We start from the raw sequence: 23508 nt of genomic DNA, 5'->3' as shown, positions 1-23508 counted from the left end.
GTTGTGAATTCGTTTTATATAAGCTTTTGCTTTAGAAAAAACAAATTAGTAGGCATCCCTATTTTCTTATAGGTATCAATACTTCATCTAGTAAAACAGTTGAACCTTTATATCCTTTTGAAATAAAATTTTGCAATCTGCATTATGTTTAAGCGGCAATACAACTGAGCAAACGCTCAAAAAAAGCATCACATTCATCCATCTGAGAAATTTCGATATATTCATCAGGCTTGTGTGCGACTTGAATCGAACCTGGACCACAAACTAACACAGCCGTATTCAATTGCTGTTGAAATAATCCGCCTTCTGTACCAAATGATATTTTCTGTAATTCAGTTTCGGTTTTGAGCAGTGATTGTAAGAATTTAACCGCTTGAATGGTAGTCGATGTATCCAGTCCGGGGTATTGATTGATTTCCTGAATATTGACAAATTTTGCAGAAGGACTCTGTTCAATATAATTAAAAATTTTTTCTTGTATGGCATCTGTTGTTTGTTCAGTAATATTACGAATCTCATAATCTAAGATACATTCATTGGGCACGATATTTAACGCTTTACCGCCGTGTATTTTTCCTATGTGTACCGTGCTAAAGGGTACATCATAGTCCGTGTCTAAAATAGAACCTTCCGCGATCTCTTTTTGCGTAGTGCGAATCGCCTCAATCAAACTTTGCGCATTATGAATTGCATTGACATACAATGGTGCTAAAGCAGAGTGACCTTCTTGACCATGACATATGGCTTTGAATACCGCTTTACCTTTATGACCTGTTGCGATATTCATACTGGTGGGCTCACCAATGATGCAAAGCTCTGGTTGAATAATAAATTCGGAGAGCAAACCAAGAATACCGCGTACACCAATACAACCGATTTCTTCATCATAAGAAAGACATAAATGTAGTGGTTTATTTAGTTGAGGCAAGTCTACTGCCTTGATCATGGCGTGAATTGCACAGGCGATGAACCCCTTCATATCCGCAGTACCCCGACCATAAATTTTATGATCTTTGATCAATGCTTGAAATGGATTACTACTCCATGCTTGTCCTTCAACGGGAACGACATCCGTATGCCCAGACAATAAGATGCCAGCTCGGTCTTTAGGTCCAATCGTTGCAAATAAGTTGGCTTTGGTTTGCTCAGCATTTGAATTTAAAAATATACTGATTTCCTTAGATTCAAGTAGATTTTTGACATAAGAGATCAGCGCTAAATTACTTTTATGCGATGTCGTATCGAATTCAATAAGTTTTTGAAGCAATTGAATACTAGATAAGTTAGACATCTGAGGCGTCCTTTTGTGTTTGGTTTTTTATATAGGGATCGTAGAAATGAGCAGAGCTCATACCAGAAATAAATTGATCAGAGATAAAGCTTTTACAACGACTAATAAATGCTTCAACGACAATATTCTTTGGTACATTTTTAGGGGTTGCTATACCGATATACATGGGGCGATGTTCTTCAGCAATGCGTATTCGTATCAATCGCTTACCATCAAGACTGTAATTATTTTTTGGGCGAACATTTAATATGGTATAACCAATATTATTGGCAACCATTGAACGAACCACATCAATATTCTTTGAAGAGCGGACAACATTGGGTTTGAGATTTTTAGTGCTAAATAACGATAAAAAATATTCATTGCTAAAGGGCATATCTAAAAGAATCATGGGATATGTTGAGAGTTCCTCTAGGGTGACAGCAGGCAATAAAGCTAAGGGATGCTGTTCACTGACCAGTGCGTGTGGTGGTAACTTGGTTAATGGTTCAAAATGAATAATATTTGCATCTATATTCAGGTCATAGGTTAAAGCCAAATCAATATCGTTACGGATCAGTGCATTGAGAAGAGCTTGTTGATCATCTTCATAGAGATCTAAAGAAACTTGCTTATATAAATTGGAAAAGCCATTGATGATGTCGGCATAAATCATCGGTGTAAAAGCAGGAAAGCACCCAAGTTTTAAAGGTCCACGAATTGAACCTGAAAATTCAGCCGTAAGAGAGTATAGGCTGGATGCTTGATTTAAGATTTTTTTGCATTCCAACATGACACTTTTGCCCACAGTGGTTGGGATTAAGCCTTTGGCATGTTGTCGGATAAAGAGTTGAGTTTGTAATTCGGCTTCAATATGTGCAATTGCAGCGGAAATAGATGGAGAGGATACATGTATCTTCTCCGAAGCAATGATGATGCTGCCACATTCTGCGGTTGCAACAAAGTATTCCATTTGTCTTAAAGAAATTCGATTTAACACTTTGGATACACCTCCATTGTATACCCTAAAAAGGTTTATTCATTTCCTGGAACACCAAAGCTACGCGCGCGCATTGGATCTAATGCTCTTAATATATAATCATCAATTTGCGGTTGATAAATCTGCCATAGTTCGATGAGATCGGAAATGGGTCGCTCTGACCAGTCTACGCGTAAATCAATGATTGGCCATTCCAACTTGTCAACAACTAAAAGACCAGCAGAATGTATTGCTCCAGCTTCCCCACCAGCCTGTTCTCCAGCTTTTAGTGCTTTGAGCAAACGTTCTGCTAAAACACCTTTACTTTGTTCGAACTGTTTCAGCATAACATGGGGCACTTGATCATTTGCGAGTAAATTACCTGCACATACTGCATGCTTCCCAATATGTTGTGCATAAATCCCTAAGGTGTGTTCTCCACTAAATGCAAAAGGCTCATTCACGGCATCTAATAAACTCAACTGTCGATATTCTATGAAATCTGTATTTCTAGTTAATTCCGTGATCGCGCGATGTGGTGATATATTGTATTTGGTCATTTCAAGTAAAATGTTGGCCAAACTTGGGTCGGTTATATTTTGACTTGCTGCAACCCCGACACCAGCTTTGGCACGAATACATCTTGCGGCAACAGCGGGAGAGGATGAACTGATCGCAGCACCAAATTGTCCTGTTTCACTACATCTTGCAATAATTGAAAATGTCATAGCGTTCTCGTGTCGTTGCTTATTTTAATCAGGAATCACAGCAGTCGCATCGACTTCTACAAGCCACTCAGGTCGAGCTAAAGCAGAAACAACGATTCCAGTTGAAACGGGATAGACACCTTTAAGCCATTTACCTACGACACGATAGACATCTTCACGATAACGTGGATCGACGATATATATGGTGATTTTACAAATGTCAGCCAACTCACCTCCTGCTTCTTTGAGCAGCATGTCGATGTTAAACATGGCTTGTTCAGTTTGACCTTTGACATCAGCAAGCGCGACACTTTCAGATGTATCTAGATTTTGCCCAATTTGCCCACGAAGGAATACAGTGCGACCACGTGCCACCACAGCCTGGCAAAGATCATTGTCCAAGTTTTGTTCTGGATAGGTTTTTTGAGTATTAAAAGTCCGAATACGGGTATGTTTCACAGCTGCGTCCTAAGTCAATGAAAGTATTCATCTAGTATGCTGACTTCGCTTAGAGTCACAATTTGTGTTTTCCTTTCTATTAATTTAGTTTTTCCGTAGCAATCTAAAGCGCAATAAAAATTTAAAAATATTTAAAATTTATTGAGTAATTTCATTGGTTTGGTTTTTGGGTTCAGTTTTCTTGATTCATTTGTTTTGGATATCCTATTTTCTCTTTACTCATCGACTGCCTATATTTTTCTTAAACAATGTTTTTGTTCTTTTCGATATTTCACTTCTGCAAAGCGAAATATAAAGCAAAGCATATATACAACCCGTTACAGCTGGGAAATACAACATTGGAGTGGATTCAACAATGAATTGTTGAAAATAAATGACTCAGTTCGACAAGGATTAAAAATGAGTTTAGATCAATTAGAAATAGATACTGTGGTTATTGGTGCAGGTCAAGCTGGTGTGGCAATGAGTGAACATCTGACTGAATTAAACATTCCTCATGTGGTCTTAGAAAAAAATCGAATAGCGGAAGCTTGGCGTACACGCCGTTGGGATTCTTTAGTGGCCAATGGACCTTGTTGGCATGACCGCTTTCCCAATATGGCGTTTGATGCAGATCCAGATAGTTTTGTACACCATGATCAAGTTGCGGAATACTTTGAAAAATATGCCAAGCGATTTAATGCGCCTATTTACACACATGTAGAAGTCAAAAAAGTACAAATCAATCCGCAAGGGGCAGGATTTATTGTTGCAACATCTCAAGGTACCTTAAAAGCACATCGGGTTGTGGTGGCAACAGGGCCATTTCAAAAAGCCATGATTCCTGAGATAGCACCGAAAAGACAAGATTTGTACCAGATACATTCTGATCAATACAAGAACCCAGAGCAAATGCCAGATGGTGCTGTCTTGGTTGTAGGGGCAGGTTCTTCAGGTGTGCAAATTGCTGATGAATTAAATCGTGCTGGCAAAAAAGTCTATTTATCTGTGGGTCGTCATGAGCGACCACCTCGTGTTTATCGGCAACGTGATAATGTGTGGTGGCTAGGTGTATTGGGCGGATGGGACAGCAGCAAAACTGATACAGGACCTTTAAAAGGTTTGGCGGTCAGTGGGGCACATGGGGGGCAATCGATTGATTTTAGACGATTGGCAATTGAAGGCATCACGCTTGTAGGAATGACAAAACAATTTGATCAAGATAACGTAAGTTTTCACGATGATCTGCAAAAGAATTTACAAGAAAGTGATCAGGCATATTTTGAATTTCTAGATGCCGCAGACGCGTATGTTCGACGAACGGGTATCGATTTACCCGAAGAACCAGAAGCTCGCCATATCTTGAAAGATGCTCAATGTATTCAACAACCGATCTTAACGCTGGATTTAACTCAAGCCAGCATTGGCTCAATTATTTGGGCATCAGGTTTTGGCTATGACTATGATTGGTTAGATGTAAATGCCTTTGATGTGAATGGTAAACCCAATCATAAGTTAGGTGTATCCACTGAACCAGGGGTTTATTTTGTTGGCTTGCCTTATCTATATGGGCGCGGTTCAAGTTTTATTTGGGGGGTATGGCATGATGCCAAACGTATTGCAGGGCACATCGATATTCAACGTCAATATTTAGAATATCAAGATAAAACCCAAAGACATTTATTCATCCAACAAGAAAAAACTGCATGAAATAATATTTAAATTCAAATCTTTAATCTTCACTCTAGGAGGGAGGAGCAGATGACAGGACAAAATAATAAGCATGGACGCAGTTTTATTCATCATGCGAAAACAGTGAGTAAGAAAAAACTAAGCTTGTTTAATTTAATCGCCATTGCCGTCGGCTTGGTACTTTCGCAAGGGGTGATGGTGATTATTTTGCAAGGCTTTGGTTTAAGTGGGATCAGTTTTTTTATCCCACTGATTATCGGTTTTTTTCTAGCGATCAGCTATGCAACTTCATTTGCAGAGTTAGCGCTTCTCGTTCCTAAGAGTGGTAGTATCAGTGATTATAGCCTAGTAGCAACTGGGCATTTGCCCGCGATGCTTTCGGTATTTTGCGGTTATATTTTGGTTGCGATGTTTGCTGTTTCAGCAGAATTGATTTTAATTGATGATGTCATTAGAAAGATATTTAAACTAGATGTACCTTATTTTGGCATTGGTTTCATTATTTTATTTATTTCAGTCGGTTTAAATCTGCTGAAAATTGATATTTTTTCAAAAGTTCAAAATATCGTGGCTTTTGTCATGGTTGTTTTACTACTTTTGCTGGGAATTTTTGCAATTACCGGTTGGTATTATCCACATACTCAAGTCGTGGATCACCACATAAAATTTGATAGCAATACTGTCGCACTTGTTGCTTTAGCATTTTGGGGATTTGTCGGGGTAGAGTTTGTGGTCCCGATGATCGAGGAATCAAAAAATGCCAGTAAAAATATTCCCCGAGCGATGTATATCGGGCTTAGCACGATATTTATCACGATTTCATTATATGGTTTGGGAGCGCTATTCTTTTTACCTCAAGATCATCTGGTCAATTCTTTGACTCCACATATTGAATATGCAACAGCGGTCTTTGGTCCGACAGGATTGTTGTTTATTGCTGTTGGTGCATTATTTGCAACCTTAAGTACTCTAAATGCGACCTTAGCTGCCTTACCACGGATGTTGCAGGGAATGGCGCTGAATAAACAAGTTTTGTCCATATTTGCTCAAGTCAATCAGAAAAATAATGTGCCATGGGTGGGTGTGCTTTTCGTTGCGGTCATCATCATGATTCCAATGTTGTTATCGCAGCGTGAAACCGAAGTCATTAAAGTTCTGTTAACAGCGGCATGTATCTCTTGGTTGATCGCTTACATCATTGCACATATCAATGTCATGGTTTTGCGTCAACGTTATCCCAAAATGTCTCGACCTTATAAAGCACCATTTTATCCATTCCTACAAATCATCGGCATTGTTGGGATGGTCTTAACGATTTTCTATGCCGTTCCTACGCCTGATTTGAGAGTCAAAATATTTACTTGGGTGGGGGTTGTCATTGGACTGACCACCATCATCAGCATTCTTTGGATCAAATTGGCAATGAAGCAACAACTCTTTCATCCTCAATCAATCGAAAGCTTGATGAAATGAAATTTTAATTTTAACAAGGAGTTATCACATGAAACAGTTATCAACAACACAAATTACTGAAATTTGGAAGAAAGACAAAGAACACCATATTCATCCTTGGACTGACTTTGCGACTTTTAAAGATGAAGGTGCAATGATTCTTGCACATAGCGAAGGATGTTATGTTTTTGATGCAGAGGGAAATAAATATCTAGATGGAATCGGTGGTCTATGGTGTGTCAATGTTGGCTATGGACGCAAAGAAATCGCTGATGCCATTTCAGAACAGGTGATGCAAATCCCTTATTATTCTGCATTTGGACATCATACTTCGATTCCTGCTGCACAATTGTCGGCAAAAATTGCTGAATTGGCACCAGGAAATTTAAATCATGTGCTGTTTGGTTGCGGGGGTTCAGTTGCTAATGATACAGCAGTACGTGTGATTCACTTTTATTTTAATCAGTTGGGAAAACCGACCAAGAAAAAGTTAATTTCTCGAAAAGATGGTTATCACGGTAGTACCTATATCAGTATGTCACTCACAGGTGTTGAGTTTGATCATATTGGTTTTGATATTGACCGTGAATTGGTACACCATATTTCATGTCCAAATCCATACCGCAGAGCAGAAGGTCAGAGTCTTGACGAATTTTGCAATGAAAAGGTACAGGAGCTCGAAAATAAAATTTTGGAACTTGGTCCAGAAAATGTCGCTGCATTTTTTGCCGAACCGATTATGGGGGCTGGCGGAGTGATTGTGCCACCTGAGGGTTACCATAAAAAAACTTTAGAAATTTGCCGTAAATATGGAGTTTTATATGTATCAGATGAAGTGGTGACTGCATTTGGGCGTATTGGGTATTTCTTTGCTTCGGAATCTGAATTCGGGATTGTTCCAGATATTATTACCTGTGCCAAAGGTTTATCTTCTGGTTACTTACCTTTGGGGGCAACAATTATTTCTGATGAGATTTATGAGGTCATCAATCAACCTCAAGCAGATGGGGCACTATTTACCCATGGTTTTACCTATTCGGGGCATCCCGTTTCCTGTGCAGCTGCTTTAAAGAATATCGAAATTATTGAACGTGAAAATTTGCTTGAACACGTTCAAGATGTTGGACAATACTTTGAAGATCAATTAAAAACGCTGGTTGATTTAGACATCGTTGGAGAGGTACGCGGTAAGAAATTTATGATGTGTATTGAAAATTTAGCCGATAAAAAAACCAAAACGCTTTTCCCGAGTTCTGTCAATGTCGGTGCTCGAATCGCTGAATACTGTCAGAAAGAGGGTTTAATTATTCGTCCTGTCGGACATATGAACATCATGTCTCCACCATTAATCCTCAATAAACAACATGTAGACTTCATGGTTAGAACTTTACGCAAAGCAATTTTAAGTACAACAGCTGATTTGAGATTTGAAGGTCATTTAGCTGCTTAATCTGAAAAAAATAAGTTAACTTTAAAGAAATCAAGATTTAAATCAAATACATTTAAATCTTGATTTTTTATAACAAATTATGTGATTCATCGAATTAAGTTAAACTCATGCTAATTCAACTGAATTTTATTCCAGCAAAAATTTTATATAGAATTCAAAATGTAAATTAATTTTGCTTTTCCTTTTGCCTATTTTATTTGAAATTGTTATCGCCTTTGGTGGTATGGATACTGCCGTTACTAAAGAGTGATAAGTATCTACCTTCGACCAACAAAGGGCTTTTGCTACTTTTCTCCGAAGAAAAGTAGAGCACCGTCTACACAAATTAAGCGAAATTTTGGACAAAATTGCAGGCATTGAAAACACTTTATTTATATGATGCGAGTTTTCAAGAATAGTGATGATGAGTTTAATTTGTGTGATGTTTGATATGGCTTGATTAAAATATTTTCCAGCATTGAAAATCACTTCTTTAGACTATTTTCGCAAAAATCTAATACCTAGCATGTCGCTCATTCTTTGATCATTGAAGTCGCTGAATCAATACAACTCTTGATCATCATTCGATGAAGTCTTATTTTTAAGCTAACTATAAAAAAAGAATATAGGGAGCTGTATTTTTTGTTATATTTAATTTATTGATATTAAATAATAATTTTTAATTTTTTTACTAAAATTCTGATTGAAATATGTTTTATTCATATGTTTTAAACTATTGTGTAATTTAGTACATATGATTTTTTAAATTTTTATATAAAAATCAATAGTTTGTTTTGCATTTTTTTTCTATTCTTTTGGGTGTTTATTGAGCGGTATTGAGTCGCATGTAATGATTTGTTCGCATTCACATTTAATGTGTCGCAGTTAACAAATAATACATATCATGGGATTTAGTATGAATATTCTTAAAAAATTAACACTTTCTTTACTGTTGGGCACAGGGTATATCGCAACTGCACAAGCGGCTGTTACTGGTCAGGTAGATGTTAAACTCAATGTTTCAACAGGTTGTACTGTAGAAGGCTCTACAGTTGCAGGCAGTATCAACCAGTTTGGTACATTGGATTTCGGAAAAACATCGGGCAATTGGGACAACATCCTAACTGCACAAGTTGCAGCTTCAGCAACGGGCAGTCATCTCAATGTAAAATGCGACAGTACGACACCTGTTAACTTTACCGTAGCGATTGATGGTGGGCAACGCGCTGATCGTAGTCTTAAACATACAACAGGTACAGACTTAGTCAGCTATAACGTATACCGTGATGCGGCACGCACAACGGCCTATGCAATCAATACACCGCAAAGCTTTAGCGCTGCTTCTGGCGTATCTGAACAGGTGCCAATTTTTGGTGCGATTGCTGCAAATAGCGGTACAGCAAAAGCACAAGGTGACTATCAAGATACTTTATTGGTGACTGTTAATTTCTAATCCGTATACGTAACAGTGAGCAGATTTGTTATGCGTAACAAATCTGCCTAGAGGAGGAGCGTATGCATCTATTTTTGAAACAATGTTTGGGGTTTCTAACTTGTGGTTTTATTGCAACGTTTGTACATGCAGGGCAGTTGGGTGCCAAGCTCAAATTGCAGATAGAACTTGAACCATCTTGTCAGGTGAATAACCAACCCATGAATAGTGGATCAAATGGGTTAAATCTAGGTCAATTAGATTTCGGCGAAACAATGGCTTCATTTAATCACGTTATTGAGACTCGCTTAACTAATGCTTCTGGTTCAGGTCTAACGATTCAATGTTTGACTAATTCGCCAATCAAAATCACTTTCGGAAATGGTCAAAATGATGGGCAAGTGCCATTGTCTTTCCGTACAAATTACTTCCGCGCAATGAGTAATGGCACCGATTATCTTGCTTACAACATTTTATATGGGAGTAATAGAGATGTGCTTAGACCAAATCAATTCATTACTTTGAATAACAATGGTCAACCACAGACACTTGATTTAATTGGGCAGACTGTCAATAACGGACAGCCAGTTTCTCTGGGTTATTATACCGATACGATTCCAATTACTATTGAATTTTAAAGAAAAATCATGAAAAAAATAGCTTTGAGTATTCTACTGATGTTGAATGCAGCGGGTGCTTACTCACAAACTACAGCCACTTTTCAGGTTCAAGCGACCATAGAAAAAGGGTGTGAGCTGAGCAAAGTTGAACAGTTAATTGATTTTGGTCGTCATCCTGTGATATCGCAGGATAAACTTTTGTGGGGTGGGTCAAATACTGCACAAAGTTGGAATATTCGTTGTACTGATCAATTGCCTGTAAAAATTATGTTGAGTAGTGGAGATTACTTTTCAAATTCCTCTCGACGGATGAAACATGCTCAAGAAAATGAGTTTATATCTTATCAACTATATCGAGATACTAATATGCTGAGTGAGTATGTAAGTGGAAATGCCTACACACTTACCCCAACAACTGTTTCAGATCCGCTATTGAATTTTTCTGTATACGCTTTTGCAGATTTAGATAACAACAATCAACCACGATCGGCTGGACTTTATAAAGATATGGTCGCAATAACGATTACTTGGTGATGACATGAACGTATATAAAATGAAATTATGGTCAGGCAGAACATTATCTGCTGTATTTGTGTCGATAATGGCTTCATCTGTATTTGCCCAAGCGACTTTTTTGATTTGGCCCATTTATCCAAAAATTGAAGCAAACGAAAAAGCATCTGCGGTTTGGTTAGAAAATACTGGGAAATCTGATGCAATGGTTCAAGTTCGAGTCTTTAAATGGGATCAAACGGATCAGCAAGATTCCTACCAAGAGCAAACTGAAATCATCCCAAGTCCGCCAGTCGCCAAAATAAAGGCGGGTGAAAAACATATGTTGCGATTAACGAGAGCGATCAACACGATTGCTGGAAAAGAAGATGCTTATCGAATCGTAGTTGATGAATTGCCCATTAAATTGGATTCAAATTCAGAGCAAAATACATCTACTGTAAGTTTTCAGATGCGTTATTCAATTCCACTCTTTGCATACGGAAATGGATTGGGGAGTGGTTTGACTGAAGCCTCACAAAAAACAAACGCTAAAAATACATTGGCAAAGCCGATATTGAGTTGGTGGGTTAAAAACAACCCACAAGGTGTACCAGAGCTGTATATCCAAAATAAAGGAGTGAAATTCTCTCGACTTTCGGGTATTCAGTTGAGTCCCAATTCAGAGCAAATCGTACTCGGGAAAGCAGCCTTTGGATATATCTTGGCAAACAGTACGATGAAATTTGAGTTGGATCAGTCAGTATTTACGCGTTTGAATCAGCAGAATACTTTGTATGGCGTGGATACCTCAGGTGCTAAACAAGATCTCATTGAAATAAAAAAAGAAGGAGGGCAGTAATGCGCTATATCTCCGACTCAAATCCACCTTCTTTTTTATGCAGAAGTCTCGCACTTATTTTGATGTCTAATCTTCCTGCATTTGCAACGCATGTATATGCAAATAGTTTACCACCACCACCGAAAGATGTTTCTGAAGTCAATGGGCTGTTTAAACTTTATTTAGACTTAGTCGTCAATCAGCATGCAACTCAACAGGTCGTTCCTGTGATTGTTAAGGGCGATTATTATTTTATTCAACAGTCTAAATTAGATGAATTGGAAATCAAAATCCCACTTCAAAATATAGACAGCCAGCCTGAAACAATACTGACTGATTTAGAGATTTTTACATTAGGGTTTTCAGGGAAGGCATCAGACTGGGTTGCCTTAAACCAAATCCCTGAACTGAAATATGATTACAATTCAGCAAAACAGTATTTTAGTGTGGATATACCTGCCAGTTGGATGCCTGTGCAAATGCGAGGACAGGATTCTTGGTTTAAGGCACAAACAGCAGAGTCTGGAACAGGTTTACTGAATAACTACGATTTTTATAGTTATCGTCCTGAGAAGGGGGGAAATAGTACATCACTATTTACTGAACAGCGTTTTTTCTCTCCTTATGGTGTACTGAAAAATACCGGTATTTATCAAAAAACAGATTTAAAATCTATTGTAAATGACTCGAAACTTAATCATGATGGCTATCGACGTTATGATACGACTTGGCAATATGATGATCCAACCACGGTATTGTCCTATTTAGCAGGCGATGTCACGACTGGCAATAAAAACGCTTGGGGGAGTTCTGTTCGCTTAGGTGGCTTACAAATTCAACGTAATTTTGGTACACGACCAGATTTGATTACTTATCCTTTGCCACAGTTTAAAGGAGAGGCGGCATTACCGAGTACAGTTGATTTACTGATTAATGGGCAAAAAACCAGCACTTCTGAAATACAATCTGGACCTTTTATTTTAAATAATATGCCTTTTATCAATGGTAAAGGCGAAGCTGTGATTGTGACGACTGATAGTGTAGGGCGTCAGGTATCTACTGCAGTTCCATTTTATGTTTCAAATACTTTGCTTAAACCTGGACTATTGGACTATTCATTATCCTTAGGGCAGATTAGAGAAGATTATGGAATAAAGAATTCTTCATACGGTAAATTTGCAAGTTCTGCCGATGCGCGTTATGGCGTAAATGACTGGTTAACCACTGAGGGGCGTGTAGAATTTTCAAATGCTCTTCGATTGGCTGGCGTTGGTTCAGTCATGAAACTTAAGCATTTTGGAGTGTTGAGCAGTTCTGTTTCTCAGAGTTGGGCTGACCGTGAATTAAACCGTTTTGAAAATAAAAATCTCAATGGAAATCAATATACATTGGGCTATAGCTATAATCAGAAACGTTTTGGTTTTGGTTTAAATCATTCTCAGCGTGACAAAGAATATGCTGATCTTTCTAAGCTTCAATACAGCAATTTGATTTCTGCAAATAGTACCAAAAATTGGGTAGCGAATACTTATTTTGCAACTGAAAACTCAGGTAATTTTGGTGTTGCTTATATCCGTTCCAAAACCAATGATATTGAAAATAAATTAATGAATTTATCTTGGGCACCGATCTTACCTTCTTACATGCGCGGTGCAACTGTATCGTTAAGTGCTAGTCGTGACTTTGTTGAAAAAGATTGGAGTGCTGCATTTCAATTATCGGTACCCTTATCAAAACGTAATACAAATACAAGTTTAGGTTACAGTAAACAGTCAAATGGAGACTATGGTTATATTAATTTTAACCAGAATATTCCAATGGGCGGTGGTTTTGGATTTGATGTGAGTCGACGTTACAATGAAAATAGCGATGATTTTAATCAGGCACGTGTAAGTTATCGTAACCGATATGTGAATACTGATGTTGGTATGTCAGGGGATAAAAATTATAACTACTGGTTAGGTCTAACAGGTTCAGTCATTTTAATGTCTGGAGACATATTTGCTTCAAATCGACTTGGACAATCCTTTGCTTTAATTGATACCAATAAAGTCGCTGATGTACCCGTACATTATGAAAATAATCTGATTGGACAGAGTAATTCTAAAGGTTACATTTTTGTACCCACTGTGACCCCTTATTACGCTGCTAAATACACTATTAATCCAATTAATTTAGCTTCTAACTACAATACAACTCAGGTTGAAAAACGGATTGCTGCAAAACTAGGCTCTGGTGTCGTTGTGAAATTCCCAATCAAACAGTCTTATGCTGCGAATGTTTATCTGGTTCAGGAAAATGGACAGCCGATTCCTGTCGGTGCCGTGGTTCATCGCGCTGATCATGAGTCGAGCTATGTGGGCATGGATGGGATTGCGTATCTTGAAAATTTAAAAGCTGAAAATAGCATCAGTATTCAACTATCAGATCAAAAACTCTGTAAAGCTAACTTTTTATTGGATCTCAAACAAGCACAACAGCAAATTGCTGTTGTTAAGCCTGTTGTTTGCCATGAGGTTGTACAACCATGATCTTTAATATAAAAACCTTTAATTTAAAAAAATTGATACCCACCAGTATCTTTATCACTGGGTTGATGCTTATGTCTAGTCAGAGCCAAGCGATTTGTTCAGTTAATTCCAGTGGAAATACCAGTATGGGAAATATTTCATCGATCAGTTTGCTGGAAAATGGGACACAATCCAATCAATTTAGTGCAGGCTTATCATGTGTAGGTTTTAGCTTAGCAGCAGCGAATAGAACCTATTTAAAATATATGGTGAGTGAAATGCCGACCAATTTTATTAATGACCAAACAGGTGAGGTTCTGATCGTCAATTATTTGGATATCAATAATAGTCCGATTGTTGTCGGTGAAGAACGAGATCTGAGTACTTTTTCATTGATTAATATTTTTTCCTCAGTTGATGGTTCATTACCATTTTATGCGAAAATAACACCTGGACAATCTATGCCTCCAGGAACATATAGAGCCAGTACACCTTTCAAAGTAAAGTGGTATTATTCTGTGCCTTTTCTTGCTGTAGGTGGAATAGGATTTTTTGAGGAAAGCCCTGGTTTCTATCGCGGTGTCTTTGGGGCTGGAATGAGTTGGGGTTCGGGACGTGATGCATCTCTGAACCTTAGAATTAATGTTTTACCAGATTGTCGTATTTCGACCAATGATATTAACTTTGGAACAGCTGCATTTGCCAATGAGTTTGAACCTGTACAGACTTCTATGGGTATTCGTTGCTCAGCAAAAACACCTTATATGGTGAGTTTGGATGATGGTTTATATCTACAAAATGGGTTTCAGCGTGCAATGAAGTCAAATAGTGGAAATAATTTTTTACTTTATGAAATTTATAAAAACTCAACGACTGAGCGATGGGGGAATTGGGGCAGTGAACGATGGTCAAGTGCCAATGCAACAACCAATGCTGGTAATTATGATGCAATAACGCAACAAGGATATGCATTTACAGCAAAAGTGCTTGATTTTAATCCAGATAACTTACCTGCAGGTAACTATAGCGATAAATTAACTGTTAAGGTCGAATTTTAAGATGAAAACCCCAAGATTAATTTATGAATAGATAAGTCATATTATCTGTATGATATGACTGATTATACTTAGAGCAGATTTAAATTTTTATTTAAAGCGCTGCTCTAATTGTGATTGGTAATTAAATTATATAATAATTAATAAATAAAATAAATTTTTAAACAATATATCTATCAGTTTTATAATGAACCCTTATTTTTGGTTAAGATTGTCTTGCTGATAAATAAATGTTCCATATGTGTTTTTAAATATTAGATGGTTCTAAATATTTCTTGAATTTTGGATGTAGGTATTGTTGTTTAAAGAGGAACTATTGTGCGTGCTTATGCATATTTTAGAACTGATGAGGTCTCAAAGGAGGATTTTAATTATGTTGATTATATTAAAAAGTATGGTTATGAAATTCCAAAAAATAGATTTATTTTTGAGCAGGTAAAGATCGGGATACCATTAAAATTTAGACAAAAGTTAATTATATTAATTAATTATACACTTGAAAGTGGAGATCTTTTAATCATTGATGGAATAGATTCATTAGGAAGTGATTTTAAAGAAATATATTCAAATGTCAGTACTATTTTTAAAAAGGGGATACGTTTAGTGTGTTTAGAGTTTTCAAAAAAAGAAATAAAAGGAGATGTTAAAAAAATATTCTTCCATTTTTTAAAAATGTGTTCTGATTTTGATCGAAAAGTTAAACTCGAAAAAATGGGCGGGCGTAAAAAGATAAATAAAATAGGTCGACCCGAGATATTAACTAAAAAGAAGAAAAAAGAAATTATAGAAAAATTTAAAAATGGGCAAAGTGTATATGCTTTAGCTCGACAATACGCTGTAGCTAGATCGGTAATTCAACGACTACTTTCTCAGGCAACTGAAAATATTATTTATGAGGATTAAAATGAAAAAGAAAACCAAAATAAATCGTTTAGTAAGAGCTAGGCATAAAGACAATATAGAAAAAACGATGGCTGTTCAATTAAGATATCATTTTAATAAAAATCCTTGGGTAAGTGATAAAATTCATCAAATTGAGATTTACTCTGTAGATGGTCTGATTAAGTATAAGGTTTTAAATGTTGCTTATGAGGGAAGGCGTATTACTTTTTTATATGGTTCTCTCACATATGCTGTTGATTTGAGAAATTAATTTTATATTTAACTTCTTTGATCAAAACATTTGTGTGTTGAGTGATATAAATATCGAAGGTAACTTCTCTCGATGAGAGAAGTTTAGGATAAAAGGAAAATTCATAATAAAAGCTACTATAAAAGTAAACGCATGAAGCCCTATAACCAAATGACGACATTCATTTGGTTATTTTAAAACTTAAAACCCATTATTCCAATGTTCTAAGTGGGTGCATACCATCGACCATGCCCATAAAGGGTGGATAGATGGAGTATCCTACCAGTGCCTGAAGGGTAGGTGAAAGCGACTTTACAGTCTCTTTTGATAGCTCAAGCAAATAATTTTCTTGTTGTCGTAAATAAGCCTCACAGTACTGATGTGTCACCGCTAAGCGAGGTGCTTTGGTCTGATTTTCTCCTCCACCATGCCATGTTGTACCCAGAAAAAACAATACAGAGCCTGCTGGCATTACAGCAGATATTGCTGCTGATCTTTGAGCAATTTGATCGTCACCCCAACAATGACTTTTCGGCACAACCACTGTCGCTCCATTGTGTTCAGTAAAGTCATCAATTGCCCAAATTGTTGCTGCACCGAGTGCTTTTCTAGGGCGAGGTAGGCGATAGAATGCATCATCATAATGTAAATGTTGTGCTGACTCTTCTGGAAGAATATTGATCATTTGGCTTTGTGAAAGTAGAAAGCCTGGTTCAAACAAACGGTCCATTAAACCTAGAATTCGTGGGTGTACTGCAAGTTGATCAGTGATGCGCGTTTTAGCGAGGACATTATATACACGTTGTGTTTGCAGTCCCTCGAATGAATTTCGTCCTTTTCGCTCAAGTAAGGCATATGCTTCTTGTTTAATTGCTTGGCAGCTTTCTTGAGAAATTAAACTTTTGATAATGACATAGCCATCGCGCATCAATTTTTCGAAATCTTGATCAATTTCGGCTGTATTTCGCTCCGAACCTGTCTGTAACTGACGATATGTTTGTGCTTGATCACGCTGTTGATATTCATGAATATTGAATTGCTTCATCCTTCAAAACTCCCTTTTTGATGTTCCTTAAAACAAAATATTGATGCTCAGTATTTAGTTCAGTTTTTTATTCATAACTACTTTGGATGTATGGGGTGTTGGGATAGGTTCAAGTTGTAAAGTATTGCTGATCAGTAACCAAAGCTGTTCCAACAATGTTGTATTCGATGGCTTATGCTCTGTAAGCAAAGCTTGATCTATGGCAAGGCGTAAGCCACCCATTAACATGGCTACTGTGATTTCAGGATCAAGTGTAAGAGGAATTAGTCCTAACTTTTGCCCTTGAGCAATATTGCGAACACCTTGTTCGATTAAAGCTTGGATATGTGCACGTTCGATATCGAGTACTTCAGGTTCACGAGCAAGACGACCTGCAATCAAGGGCGCTAGAGGATGACTATAAAAATAATCAATGATTGCTTTGGTACGTGCCTTTTCTCTTTCACGCCACTCGAGGTCTATTGAAATCCCGTTACCTAAAGCAATTTCTCTGAGTGGTTCATAAAATTGGTCAACAACTGCAGCGATTAAACCTGTTTTGGAACCAAAGTGGTGATAGGTGAGTCCTACAGAGCTATTTGCTCGTTTAGCAATCGCACTAATTTCCATATGACCATTGTTTGCGATTAACTCTTGTTCTGCCGCAGCAATGAGACGAAGGTAAGTGTCCATCTTTTTATCAGTCATTTTTTGTTCTTTAAAAATTGAATTGAATTCAATTTAGTTTGATTTTAGAAATAGATCAAGCCAATAGCCGTTATTTCTTAATTACATTTTTGCAATACACTAAAGCTGAATAGCTCTAAAAAAATGATCAGTCCTGTTGAATAGCGATAAGTAAATGATTAAATAGGTAGGTTTCTTCATAATTTCTAGAAAGACAGGAGGATAAGTACCCAAGCTATACATAGAGAGTGTCTAGGCTTGTATGACGAAGAAATGTTTGTTGTGTATTTATTTTGGTGAAATGATGATTAGTCTTAGAATCTGTATGACGCACTTTATATGAGTCGTAGTTGAGTTACTGTGATGCAATTTAATTCGACTTAGAGTCTATTGACACTTCGCTGTTGCAAGCATCTGTGAAGTGTCAACAGACTTTATCTATTTTCAAAATGCATAAGCCATATCTAAAGCGGTTTTAGCAATAAAATGGTGTTAGGGCTTGTGAATTTTTGTGCTAAATTGGCTCATCAAGAATGATCAGTTAAGTTGATTTTGTCTTGCTTCGTTTTGTTGAGAGAATCTTTACCCCAATTAAACTTTTGAGCACAGATGCCAAGAGCAACAATAAATACCGCAAGAAGCGTTGTATAGGAAACCTCTTTAAAATAAGTTCCTTCAATTACCATCGTAATTAAAGCAACAACAATAAAAATGATCACCACATAGGTTAGCCAAGGAAACAACCACATTTTGAATGGAATTTCTTTTCCTTCAGCTTCAAGTTTTTTACGCAGTTTTAACTGTGAAATCGCGATAACGAGGTAGACATATAACGAAACGGTACCTGTTGCTAGCATAAGAACGTCATAAATATTCATACTTTCTGTTGCAGTTAGATATGCAGCAATAATTGAAAATATACTTGAAAAGATGACCCCAATCCAAGGACTATTATTACGATTCGTCGATGCGAAACTTTTGGGCGCATCACCACGTTTTGAAAGGGAATACATCATCCGTGAACAGGTGTATAACGCAGAGTTAAAGCAACTACATACAGAAGTTAAAACGACAAAATTGACAATATGTCTAGCTTCTGGGATACCAAGCGCAGTTAAAGTTACACTGTATGTTCCCCAAGTCGGGTCTTTGAGTAAAGGGTTATTGTAAGGAATTAAACAAACAGTAATGAACATTGAACCAACGTAGAATAATATGATTCGCCATACAATTGAGTTTGATGCTTTTCGAATTTCTTTCGCAGGGTTATTTGTCTCGGCAGCTGCAACAGTGACAATTTCTGCACCCATGTAAGCAAACATAACACCAAGTAATGCCGTGATCACGGCTGAAAATCCATTTGGCATAAATTCATTAGAAGTCAAATGAGTAACACCACCTAGCATAGAGGCATCACCCCAAGGCCAAAGGTGTAAAACCGCTAAACTTCCGATCACCAAGAAGAGGACAATCGCAACTACTTTAATCATGGCAAACCAGAATTCAAACTCACCATAGTTTTTGACATTGCGTAAATTTACCCATACTAGGCTTATTGTCACCAGTAACATATAGCCCCAAATCGGAATAAATGGAAACCAACTATTAAGGATCTTTCCCGCAACAAATGCTTCCCAACCCATTAATAAAGTCCAAAATGACCAATATAACCACCCGATAGAAAATCCTGCCCAACGACCAATTCCTCGGTCTGCATAGGTTGAAAATGATCCACTGTCTGGGTTGAGTACAGCCATTTCACCTAACATTCGCATAATTAAAAGAACGAGAAGACCTCCTAATGAGTAGGCTATAAGCGCAGCGGGCCCTGTGGAATAAATCACACTTCCTGAACCTATAAATAAAGCGGCGCCTATTACTCCAGCAATTGAAATCATTGTAAGGTGACGTGGCTTAAGTCCACTTTTTAGACCTTGAGATGAATCATCTATTGAGTTAGGTTGATTTGTTATCATATTATTTCCCTTAATATTCTTTATATGGTTGCAAGGTGATGCTATCTCCATCCATGAACTATTTATCCATTGAAGCGATGACTGATGGCTTAAGTATCGACTTAAAATTTAGCCAGCTTAAAATGTGATGACACGACTGCTTGCTTGAGTGATCACACTGTTGCCATCGGGCTGTCCTAAGCTATAGTGTTGGTAATCTCTCTTTTTTGTTATGAGGTGACTAGAGCCATTTTTTATGTATTTAAAGGAGCCAATTTATTTAAATAATGAAAAGTGTATTAAAAAACGAATTAGGCAGCGCATGAATAGAAAATTTATAAGGAGATTTTTTAAAGCTGAATTATGATTAAAATACTGAGTTACGATTATTTCTTAATTTAAAGTTTGAATACCTGCATCACGTAAACATTCTAATAAGATACCGAAAGCAATCAGTATCTTTTGTTCATTGACACAAGCAAAACCAAGCAATAGTCCCTTATGCTGGGTAGAATATTGTTTGGTGTAATATTGAGAAAGGGCTCGAACTTTTACGCCTTTCTCTAAGGCATTTGCAGCAATCAATACATCATTACTGTCATTTGGTAATTTTAAAATAAGGTGCAAACCCGCTGCTGTATTGTATTCGTGAAGAAAATTTTGTCCCAGATGCCTATGGATTAAGTCAACCAAGAAGGCATGGCGTTTACTGTATAGAAGGCGCATCCTGCGAATATGTGCTTCATAATGTCCTTCTCGAATAAACTCAGCCAATATGGTCTGATCCAGTAAATGACCTCCTCGATACAATTCTGCGGCAGCCACTCGTAAAGGTGAAAATAGTTTTTTGGGGACAACCAGATAGCCTATACGCAATGCAGGGTAAATTGTTTTACTGAATGTTCCCATATAAATGACGGGAGAATCGTCTTCAAGACCTTGCAAGGAAGGGTAAGGTTGTCCTGAAAATCTGAATTCACTGTCATAATCATCTTCGATAATCCAACTTTTATGCTGACGAGCAAATGCGATGAGCTGCTTGCGTCGTTCAAGGCTCAAATGTGATCCCAAAGGATATTGATGCGAAGGCGTGACAAAGATTAACTTTGGCGATTCTTTAACATCAAGGTCAGGAATAATGCCATGTTGATCCACAGGCAGAGCACGTATGTGAACACCATTGATGCGTAAAATATTACGAATTCCCCAATAGGCAGGGTCTTCAATCCAGACATCATCTCCTAAATCACTTAAGGTACGTGAAACTAAATCAATGGCTTGATGTGTGCCTTCGGTAATGATGATTTGATCTGCATCACACTGCACAGACCGTGCAATCGTAAGATATTCGGCAAGTGCTTGACGTAATTCAATAGATCCACCTTCATTACTGTAAATCAATTGACTAACACTGGGTTCACGGCTTAAACGGGTCTGGATTCGACTGAATATATGATGCGGGAATTCGGTTACATCGGGTGCACCTGGAACAAAAGCCCCCCATTGATAAGGAGATGCTGCCGAATAACCGACCAGATAAGAACCTCTTTGAGATAGGTTATAGGACTCGTTTTGTTTATTTTCTTCAGTGAGGCAAATGTTATTTTCTGCTTTGATCAAGAAGGATTCAGGTATTTTTTCTGCAATCCAAGTCCCTTGGCCTGTGCGGGCTTCAACATATCCTTGTGCTCTTAATTGTTCATAAGCACTTAATACTGTATTACGTGAGACTTTTATTTCTTTTGCAAGATCTCGTGATGCGGGTAAGCGAGTCTTGGGAGCAAGGACACCCTGAATAATGGCATTGCGCAAACAGCGAAAAACACGCAATTGTAGTGTTCCTTCAACATCTTGCTGCAAGCGTTGTAGTAAATAATCTCCAAGTAAGCTTTGCAAATTGGCTCTCTCCCAAAAATAAAAAGTGGCTCTCGCGAGCATAATATCAGCGATGCAAAATAATGAGATTAGGTCAATGCTCTGCGTATTTTTCTTAACAATCACGGCAAATATGATTTTTTTATATGTCAGAGCATATACAGACTTTTTGAGAAAAGCAAAAAATCTGAGCTTAATTTTTAGTAATACAGATTGTGTTATTAAAAACATGAGGCAATCAATTTATAGGTCCATTACTCAAAATGAATCACTTTTGCTGAGGCAAGGAAATGCAACAGCAGATAAAAAATAGGAATAAATAATGAACACTTTACCGCAATGTTTTTTAAAGCAACGGCTAATCGCGAAGGCTTTGAAGCAACATCTCAAACAGCAAGTCTATTCAAGGCAAGATTTTATTGATCCCACTAAAATGCAGGATATTTTTCCTGTTGGATAAAATTCAATTTTGATTATTGAGAATGATTGAAACTCGAAATTCTAATTTTATAAATAATTTGATTTAAACATATTTTTATTAGGGAACTTTTATGACGTCACCACATTTTTTTATAAAGTTATTTGTATTGGTAAACAGTGCTGCATTAGTCACTATTCCAACTCTAGCAAAAGCGGAAATCGTGTCATGGGGAAATGCAGATACAAATTTAGGTAAACTTACGGTATCAGGATGGGTGAGGGCGAATTATCAGGATAAAGATTATTCTGATAATGACCACAAATTAAAATTCAATGCAGCCAAAATTGACTTGAAATATGATGCAAAACAATTTTATGGAAATGTGGAGTATCGTTGTTATCAAGAAGATACTTTGTGTGATTTTTCAACACTCGTGAACGCGAATTTAGGATATAAATTGACTGCTGATAGTCGAATCACGGTTGGTCTACAAGACATGCCTTTTGGTATTAGTCGATTTTGGACGAGCAGTTGGTATGGTAGTTCTCTGGATAATGTAGGGCTAGAAGACACTCATAATCTAGGGATAAATTGGCAGCAACAACTTGGACAAAATACTCGCTTAGATTTGGCTTATTTTGCTCGAGATGGGGGAAATTATGGAGGTCTTGGGGACGCTGCTCGCTATTCTGCAAACTATGTTAAGCCTGATAATCCAAGTCTCGATGATACGATTAAAGAAAAAAATATGTGGGTGGCTAGAGTTAATCAAAAAATTCCACTAGATAGTTCTCCAATAAAACTGAATGTAGGAGGATCTTATTGGTATTCCGATTTAGAAAACAACAATGGACGAACAGGTCATCGAAATGCATGGAATGTTTTTAGTCATTTAAATTATCAAAAGGCAAATTTGACAGTGACAGCTGGACAGAATCGCGCCAAGAATGAATCTTTGGTTGAACCAAACTATACAACAGTAGGTTCATTCGAATCAAAATATTATGTGGCAAACAAAGCTAATTATTATGTCGCAAATTTTGATTATCACATTGATGATTTTTATAAAGACTATGATTTATCACCCTATATCAGCTATGCAGTGTTTGATAAAGATCAATCAGGTTTTGCGACATCTTTCCGAACTATTTTGGGGGCTCAATTGGATATTCATCAGTTCTCGTTAGTTACTGAATATATCATGGGCAAAAATGATGTATTTATTGGGGGAGATGCGAATTCTTTGGCTAAAGGGGATTTTGCTGGGAATAGTAAGTTGTTGAATTTATTGTTTATCTATAAATTCTAATTTTTAAGTTATAAACTTATTTTTAATATAAGCCAACAAAAATAATCCTTCTGCCTAAATCCTTTAGGGAGAAGGCGCTTTCAATATCTAAATGCCTCACTGTTCATACTTATCTTAATTCATAATAGCTCAACAAAAAAACATCTATAAACAGATACTTTTTTGTTCAGAGCTTCCCAATTGATTAA

21 protein-coding genes are annotated in these 23508 nt (G+C 37.1%); 13 read left to right on the top strand and 8 right to left on the bottom strand.

Annotated features, from left to right (window positions below; translation table 11 throughout):
• Positions 1-148: 148 nt before the first annotated feature.
• From argE to AAV97_RS19910, 4 genes are read right to left on the bottom strand one after another with little or no spacing between them, the layout of a single operon-like run.
• Complete coding sequence (argE, locus tag AAV97_RS19925; RefSeq protein ID WP_046761532.1) at positions 149-1291, bottom strand: acetylornithine deacetylase; 1143 nt, start codon at positions 1289-1291, stop codon at positions 149-151.
• Positions 1284-2270 carry a LysR family transcriptional regulator gene (locus AAV97_RS19920; RefSeq protein ID WP_004829080.1) on the bottom strand — a complete coding sequence of 329 codons (987 nt, stop codon included), beginning with the start codon at positions 2268-2270 and terminating at the stop codon, positions 1284-1286. Before AAV97_RS19920 ends, argE begins: the two co-directional genes overlap by 8 nt.
• A gap of 35 nt (positions 2271-2305) precedes the next feature.
• The gene (locus tag AAV97_RS19915; RefSeq protein WP_004829078.1) at positions 2306-2977 is read right to left on the bottom strand and encodes a DUF1028 domain-containing protein; all 672 of its coding nucleotides are present in this window, start codon (positions 2975-2977) and stop codon (positions 2306-2308) included.
• A gap of 24 nt (positions 2978-3001) precedes the next feature.
• Positions 3002-3415: a RidA family protein gene (locus AAV97_RS19910; RefSeq protein ID WP_004829077.1), complete on the bottom strand. Its 414-nt coding sequence runs from the start codon at positions 3413-3415 to the stop codon at positions 3002-3004.
• 399 nt (positions 3416-3814) lie between these two features.
• On the opposite strand from AAV97_RS19910, the gene AAV97_RS19905 reads away from it, so the two are divergent.
• From AAV97_RS19905 to AAV97_RS19855, 11 genes are all read left to right on the top strand, one after another.
• On the top strand, positions 3815-5104 hold the full coding sequence (locus AAV97_RS19905; RefSeq protein ID WP_046761531.1) for a flavin-containing monooxygenase: 1290 nt from the start codon (positions 3815-3817) through the stop codon (positions 5102-5104).
• A gap of 51 nt (positions 5105-5155) precedes the next feature.
• The gene (locus tag AAV97_RS19900) at positions 5156-6559 is read left to right on the top strand and encodes an APC family permease (protein WP_046761530.1); all 1404 of its coding nucleotides are present in this window, start codon (positions 5156-5158) and stop codon (positions 6557-6559) included.
• 28 nt (positions 6560-6587) lie between these two features.
• Entirely contained in the window at positions 6588-7988 is a 1401-nt protein-coding gene (locus AAV97_RS19895; RefSeq protein WP_046761529.1) for an aminotransferase, read from the top strand.
• 895 nt (positions 7989-8883) lie between these two features.
• Entirely contained in the window at positions 8884-9420 is a 537-nt protein-coding gene (locus AAV97_RS19890) for a spore coat U domain-containing protein (protein ID WP_035300341.1), read from the top strand.
• A gap of 62 nt (positions 9421-9482) precedes the next feature.
• Complete coding sequence (locus tag AAV97_RS19885; protein ID WP_042086598.1) at positions 9483-10037, top strand: spore coat protein U domain-containing protein; 555 nt, start codon at positions 9483-9485, stop codon at positions 10035-10037.
• A gap of 9 nt (positions 10038-10046) precedes the next feature.
• Entirely contained in the window at positions 10047-10553 is a 507-nt protein-coding gene (locus AAV97_RS19880) for a spore coat U domain-containing protein (protein ID WP_035300338.1), read from the top strand.
• 4 nt (positions 10554-10557) lie between these two features.
• The gene (locus AAV97_RS19875; RefSeq protein ID WP_046761528.1) at positions 10558-11373 is read left to right on the top strand and encodes a molecular chaperone; all 816 of its coding nucleotides are present in this window, start codon (positions 10558-10560) and stop codon (positions 11371-11373) included.
• A complete protein-coding gene (locus AAV97_RS19870) occupies positions 11373-13883 on the top strand; it encodes a fimbria/pilus outer membrane usher protein (RefSeq protein WP_046761527.1) in 2511 nt (836 codons plus the stop codon). The genes AAV97_RS19875 and AAV97_RS19870 overlap by 1 nt, the downstream gene beginning before the upstream one ends.
• Positions 13880-14920, top strand: a complete 1041-nt coding sequence (locus tag AAV97_RS19865) for a spore coat U domain-containing protein (protein ID WP_009584571.1) — start codon at positions 13880-13882, stop codon at positions 14918-14920. The genes AAV97_RS19870 and AAV97_RS19865 overlap by 4 nt, the downstream gene beginning before the upstream one ends.
• Before the next feature lie 315 nt (positions 14921-15235).
• A complete protein-coding gene (locus tag AAV97_RS19860; protein ID WP_046761526.1) occupies positions 15236-15820 on the top strand; it encodes a recombinase family protein in 585 nt (194 codons plus the stop codon).
• Between the two features lies 1 nt (position 15821).
• Positions 15822-16070, top strand: a complete 249-nt coding sequence (locus AAV97_RS19855; protein WP_004829055.1) for a hypothetical protein — start codon at positions 15822-15824, stop codon at positions 16068-16070.
• Positions 16071-16260: 190 nt separating this feature from the next.
• Here the strand turns inward: AAV97_RS19855 and AAV97_RS19850 are convergent, their stop codons facing one another.
• The 4 genes from AAV97_RS19850 to AAV97_RS19835 form a co-directional block, all read right to left on the bottom strand.
• Complete coding sequence (locus tag AAV97_RS19850; protein WP_046761525.1) at positions 16261-17094, bottom strand: phytanoyl-CoA dioxygenase family protein; 834 nt, start codon at positions 17092-17094, stop codon at positions 16261-16263.
• Positions 17095-17148: 54 nt separating this feature from the next.
• Positions 17149-17781 carry a TetR/AcrR family transcriptional regulator gene (locus tag AAV97_RS19845; protein ID WP_046761524.1) on the bottom strand — a complete coding sequence of 211 codons (633 nt, stop codon included), beginning with the start codon at positions 17779-17781 and terminating at the stop codon, positions 17149-17151.
• A gap of 506 nt (positions 17782-18287) precedes the next feature.
• Complete coding sequence (locus AAV97_RS19840; RefSeq protein WP_005032577.1) at positions 18288-19736, bottom strand: amino acid permease; 1449 nt, start codon at positions 19734-19736, stop codon at positions 18288-18290.
• A gap of 372 nt (positions 19737-20108) precedes the next feature.
• Positions 20109-21611, bottom strand: coding sequence for a PLP-dependent aminotransferase family protein (locus AAV97_RS19835; protein WP_046761597.1), 1503 nt, complete (start codon positions 21609-21611; stop codon positions 20109-20111).
• 301 nt (positions 21612-21912) lie between these two features.
• Between AAV97_RS19835 and AAV97_RS21265 the strand changes: the two genes are divergently transcribed.
• Positions 21913-22050 (top strand): hypothetical protein, encoded by a 138-nt coding sequence (locus tag AAV97_RS21265; protein WP_171248697.1) that lies wholly within the window; start codon positions 21913-21915, stop codon positions 22048-22050.
• 91 nt (positions 22051-22141) lie between these two features.
• Positions 22142-23320, top strand: a complete 1179-nt coding sequence (locus AAV97_RS19830; RefSeq protein ID WP_046761523.1) for a hypothetical protein — start codon at positions 22142-22144, stop codon at positions 23318-23320.
• The last annotated feature ends 188 nt before the right edge of the window (positions 23321-23508 follow it).

The organism is Acinetobacter sp. Ag2, assembly GCF_001005515.1.
Taxonomy (GTDB): domain Bacteria; phylum Pseudomonadota; class Gammaproteobacteria; order Pseudomonadales; family Moraxellaceae; genus Acinetobacter; species Acinetobacter bereziniae.
This window is presented reverse-complemented; position numbering and strand designations above follow the sequence as displayed.

What these genes read in the sequence shown, in the direction of transcription:
- argE (WP_046761532.1), bottom strand. Translation starts at nt 1,291, where the DNA reads ATGTCTAACTTATCTAGTATTCAATTGCTTCAAAAACTTATTGAATTC.
- AAV97_RS19915 (WP_004829078.1), bottom strand. Translation starts at nt 2,977, where the DNA reads ATGACATTTTCAATTATTGCAAGATGTAGTGAAACAGGACAATTTGGT.
- AAV97_RS19905 (WP_046761531.1), top strand. Translation starts at nt 3,815, where the DNA reads ATGAGTTTAGATCAATTAGAAATAGATACTGTGGTTATTGGTGCAGGT.
- AAV97_RS19900 (WP_046761530.1), top strand. Translation starts at nt 5,156, where the DNA reads ATGACAGGACAAAATAATAAGCATGGACGCAGTTTTATTCATCATGCG.
- AAV97_RS19895 (WP_046761529.1), top strand. Translation starts at nt 6,588, where the DNA reads ATGAAACAGTTATCAACAACACAAATTACTGAAATTTGGAAGAAAGAC.
- AAV97_RS19890 (WP_035300341.1), top strand. Translation starts at nt 8,884, where the DNA reads ATGAATATTCTTAAAAAATTAACACTTTCTTTACTGTTGGGCACAGGG.
- AAV97_RS19885 (WP_042086598.1), top strand. Translation starts at nt 9,483, where the DNA reads ATGCATCTATTTTTGAAACAATGTTTGGGGTTTCTAACTTGTGGTTTT.
- AAV97_RS19880 (WP_035300338.1), top strand. Translation starts at nt 10,047, where the DNA reads ATGAAAAAAATAGCTTTGAGTATTCTACTGATGTTGAATGCAGCGGGT.
- AAV97_RS19875 (WP_046761528.1), top strand. Translation starts at nt 10,558, where the DNA reads ATGAACGTATATAAAATGAAATTATGGTCAGGCAGAACATTATCTGCT.
- AAV97_RS19870 (WP_046761527.1), top strand. Translation starts at nt 11,373, where the DNA reads ATGCGCTATATCTCCGACTCAAATCCACCTTCTTTTTTATGCAGAAGT.
- AAV97_RS19865 (WP_009584571.1), top strand. Translation starts at nt 13,880, where the DNA reads ATGATCTTTAATATAAAAACCTTTAATTTAAAAAAATTGATACCCACC.
- AAV97_RS19855 (WP_004829055.1), top strand. Translation starts at nt 15,822, where the DNA reads ATGAAAAAGAAAACCAAAATAAATCGTTTAGTAAGAGCTAGGCATAAA.
- AAV97_RS19850 (WP_046761525.1), bottom strand. Translation starts at nt 17,094, where the DNA reads ATGAAGCAATTCAATATTCATGAATATCAACAGCGTGATCAAGCACAA.
- AAV97_RS19845 (WP_046761524.1), bottom strand. Translation starts at nt 17,781, where the DNA reads ATGACTGATAAAAAGATGGACACTTACCTTCGTCTCATTGCTGCGGCA.
- AAV97_RS19840 (WP_005032577.1), bottom strand. Translation starts at nt 19,736, where the DNA reads ATGATAACAAATCAACCTAACTCAATAGATGATTCATCTCAAGGTCTA.
- AAV97_RS21265 (WP_171248697.1), top strand. Translation starts at nt 21,913, where the DNA reads ATGAACACTTTACCGCAATGTTTTTTAAAGCAACGGCTAATCGCGAAG.
- AAV97_RS19830 (WP_046761523.1), top strand. Translation starts at nt 22,142, where the DNA reads ATGACGTCACCACATTTTTTTATAAAGTTATTTGTATTGGTAAACAGT.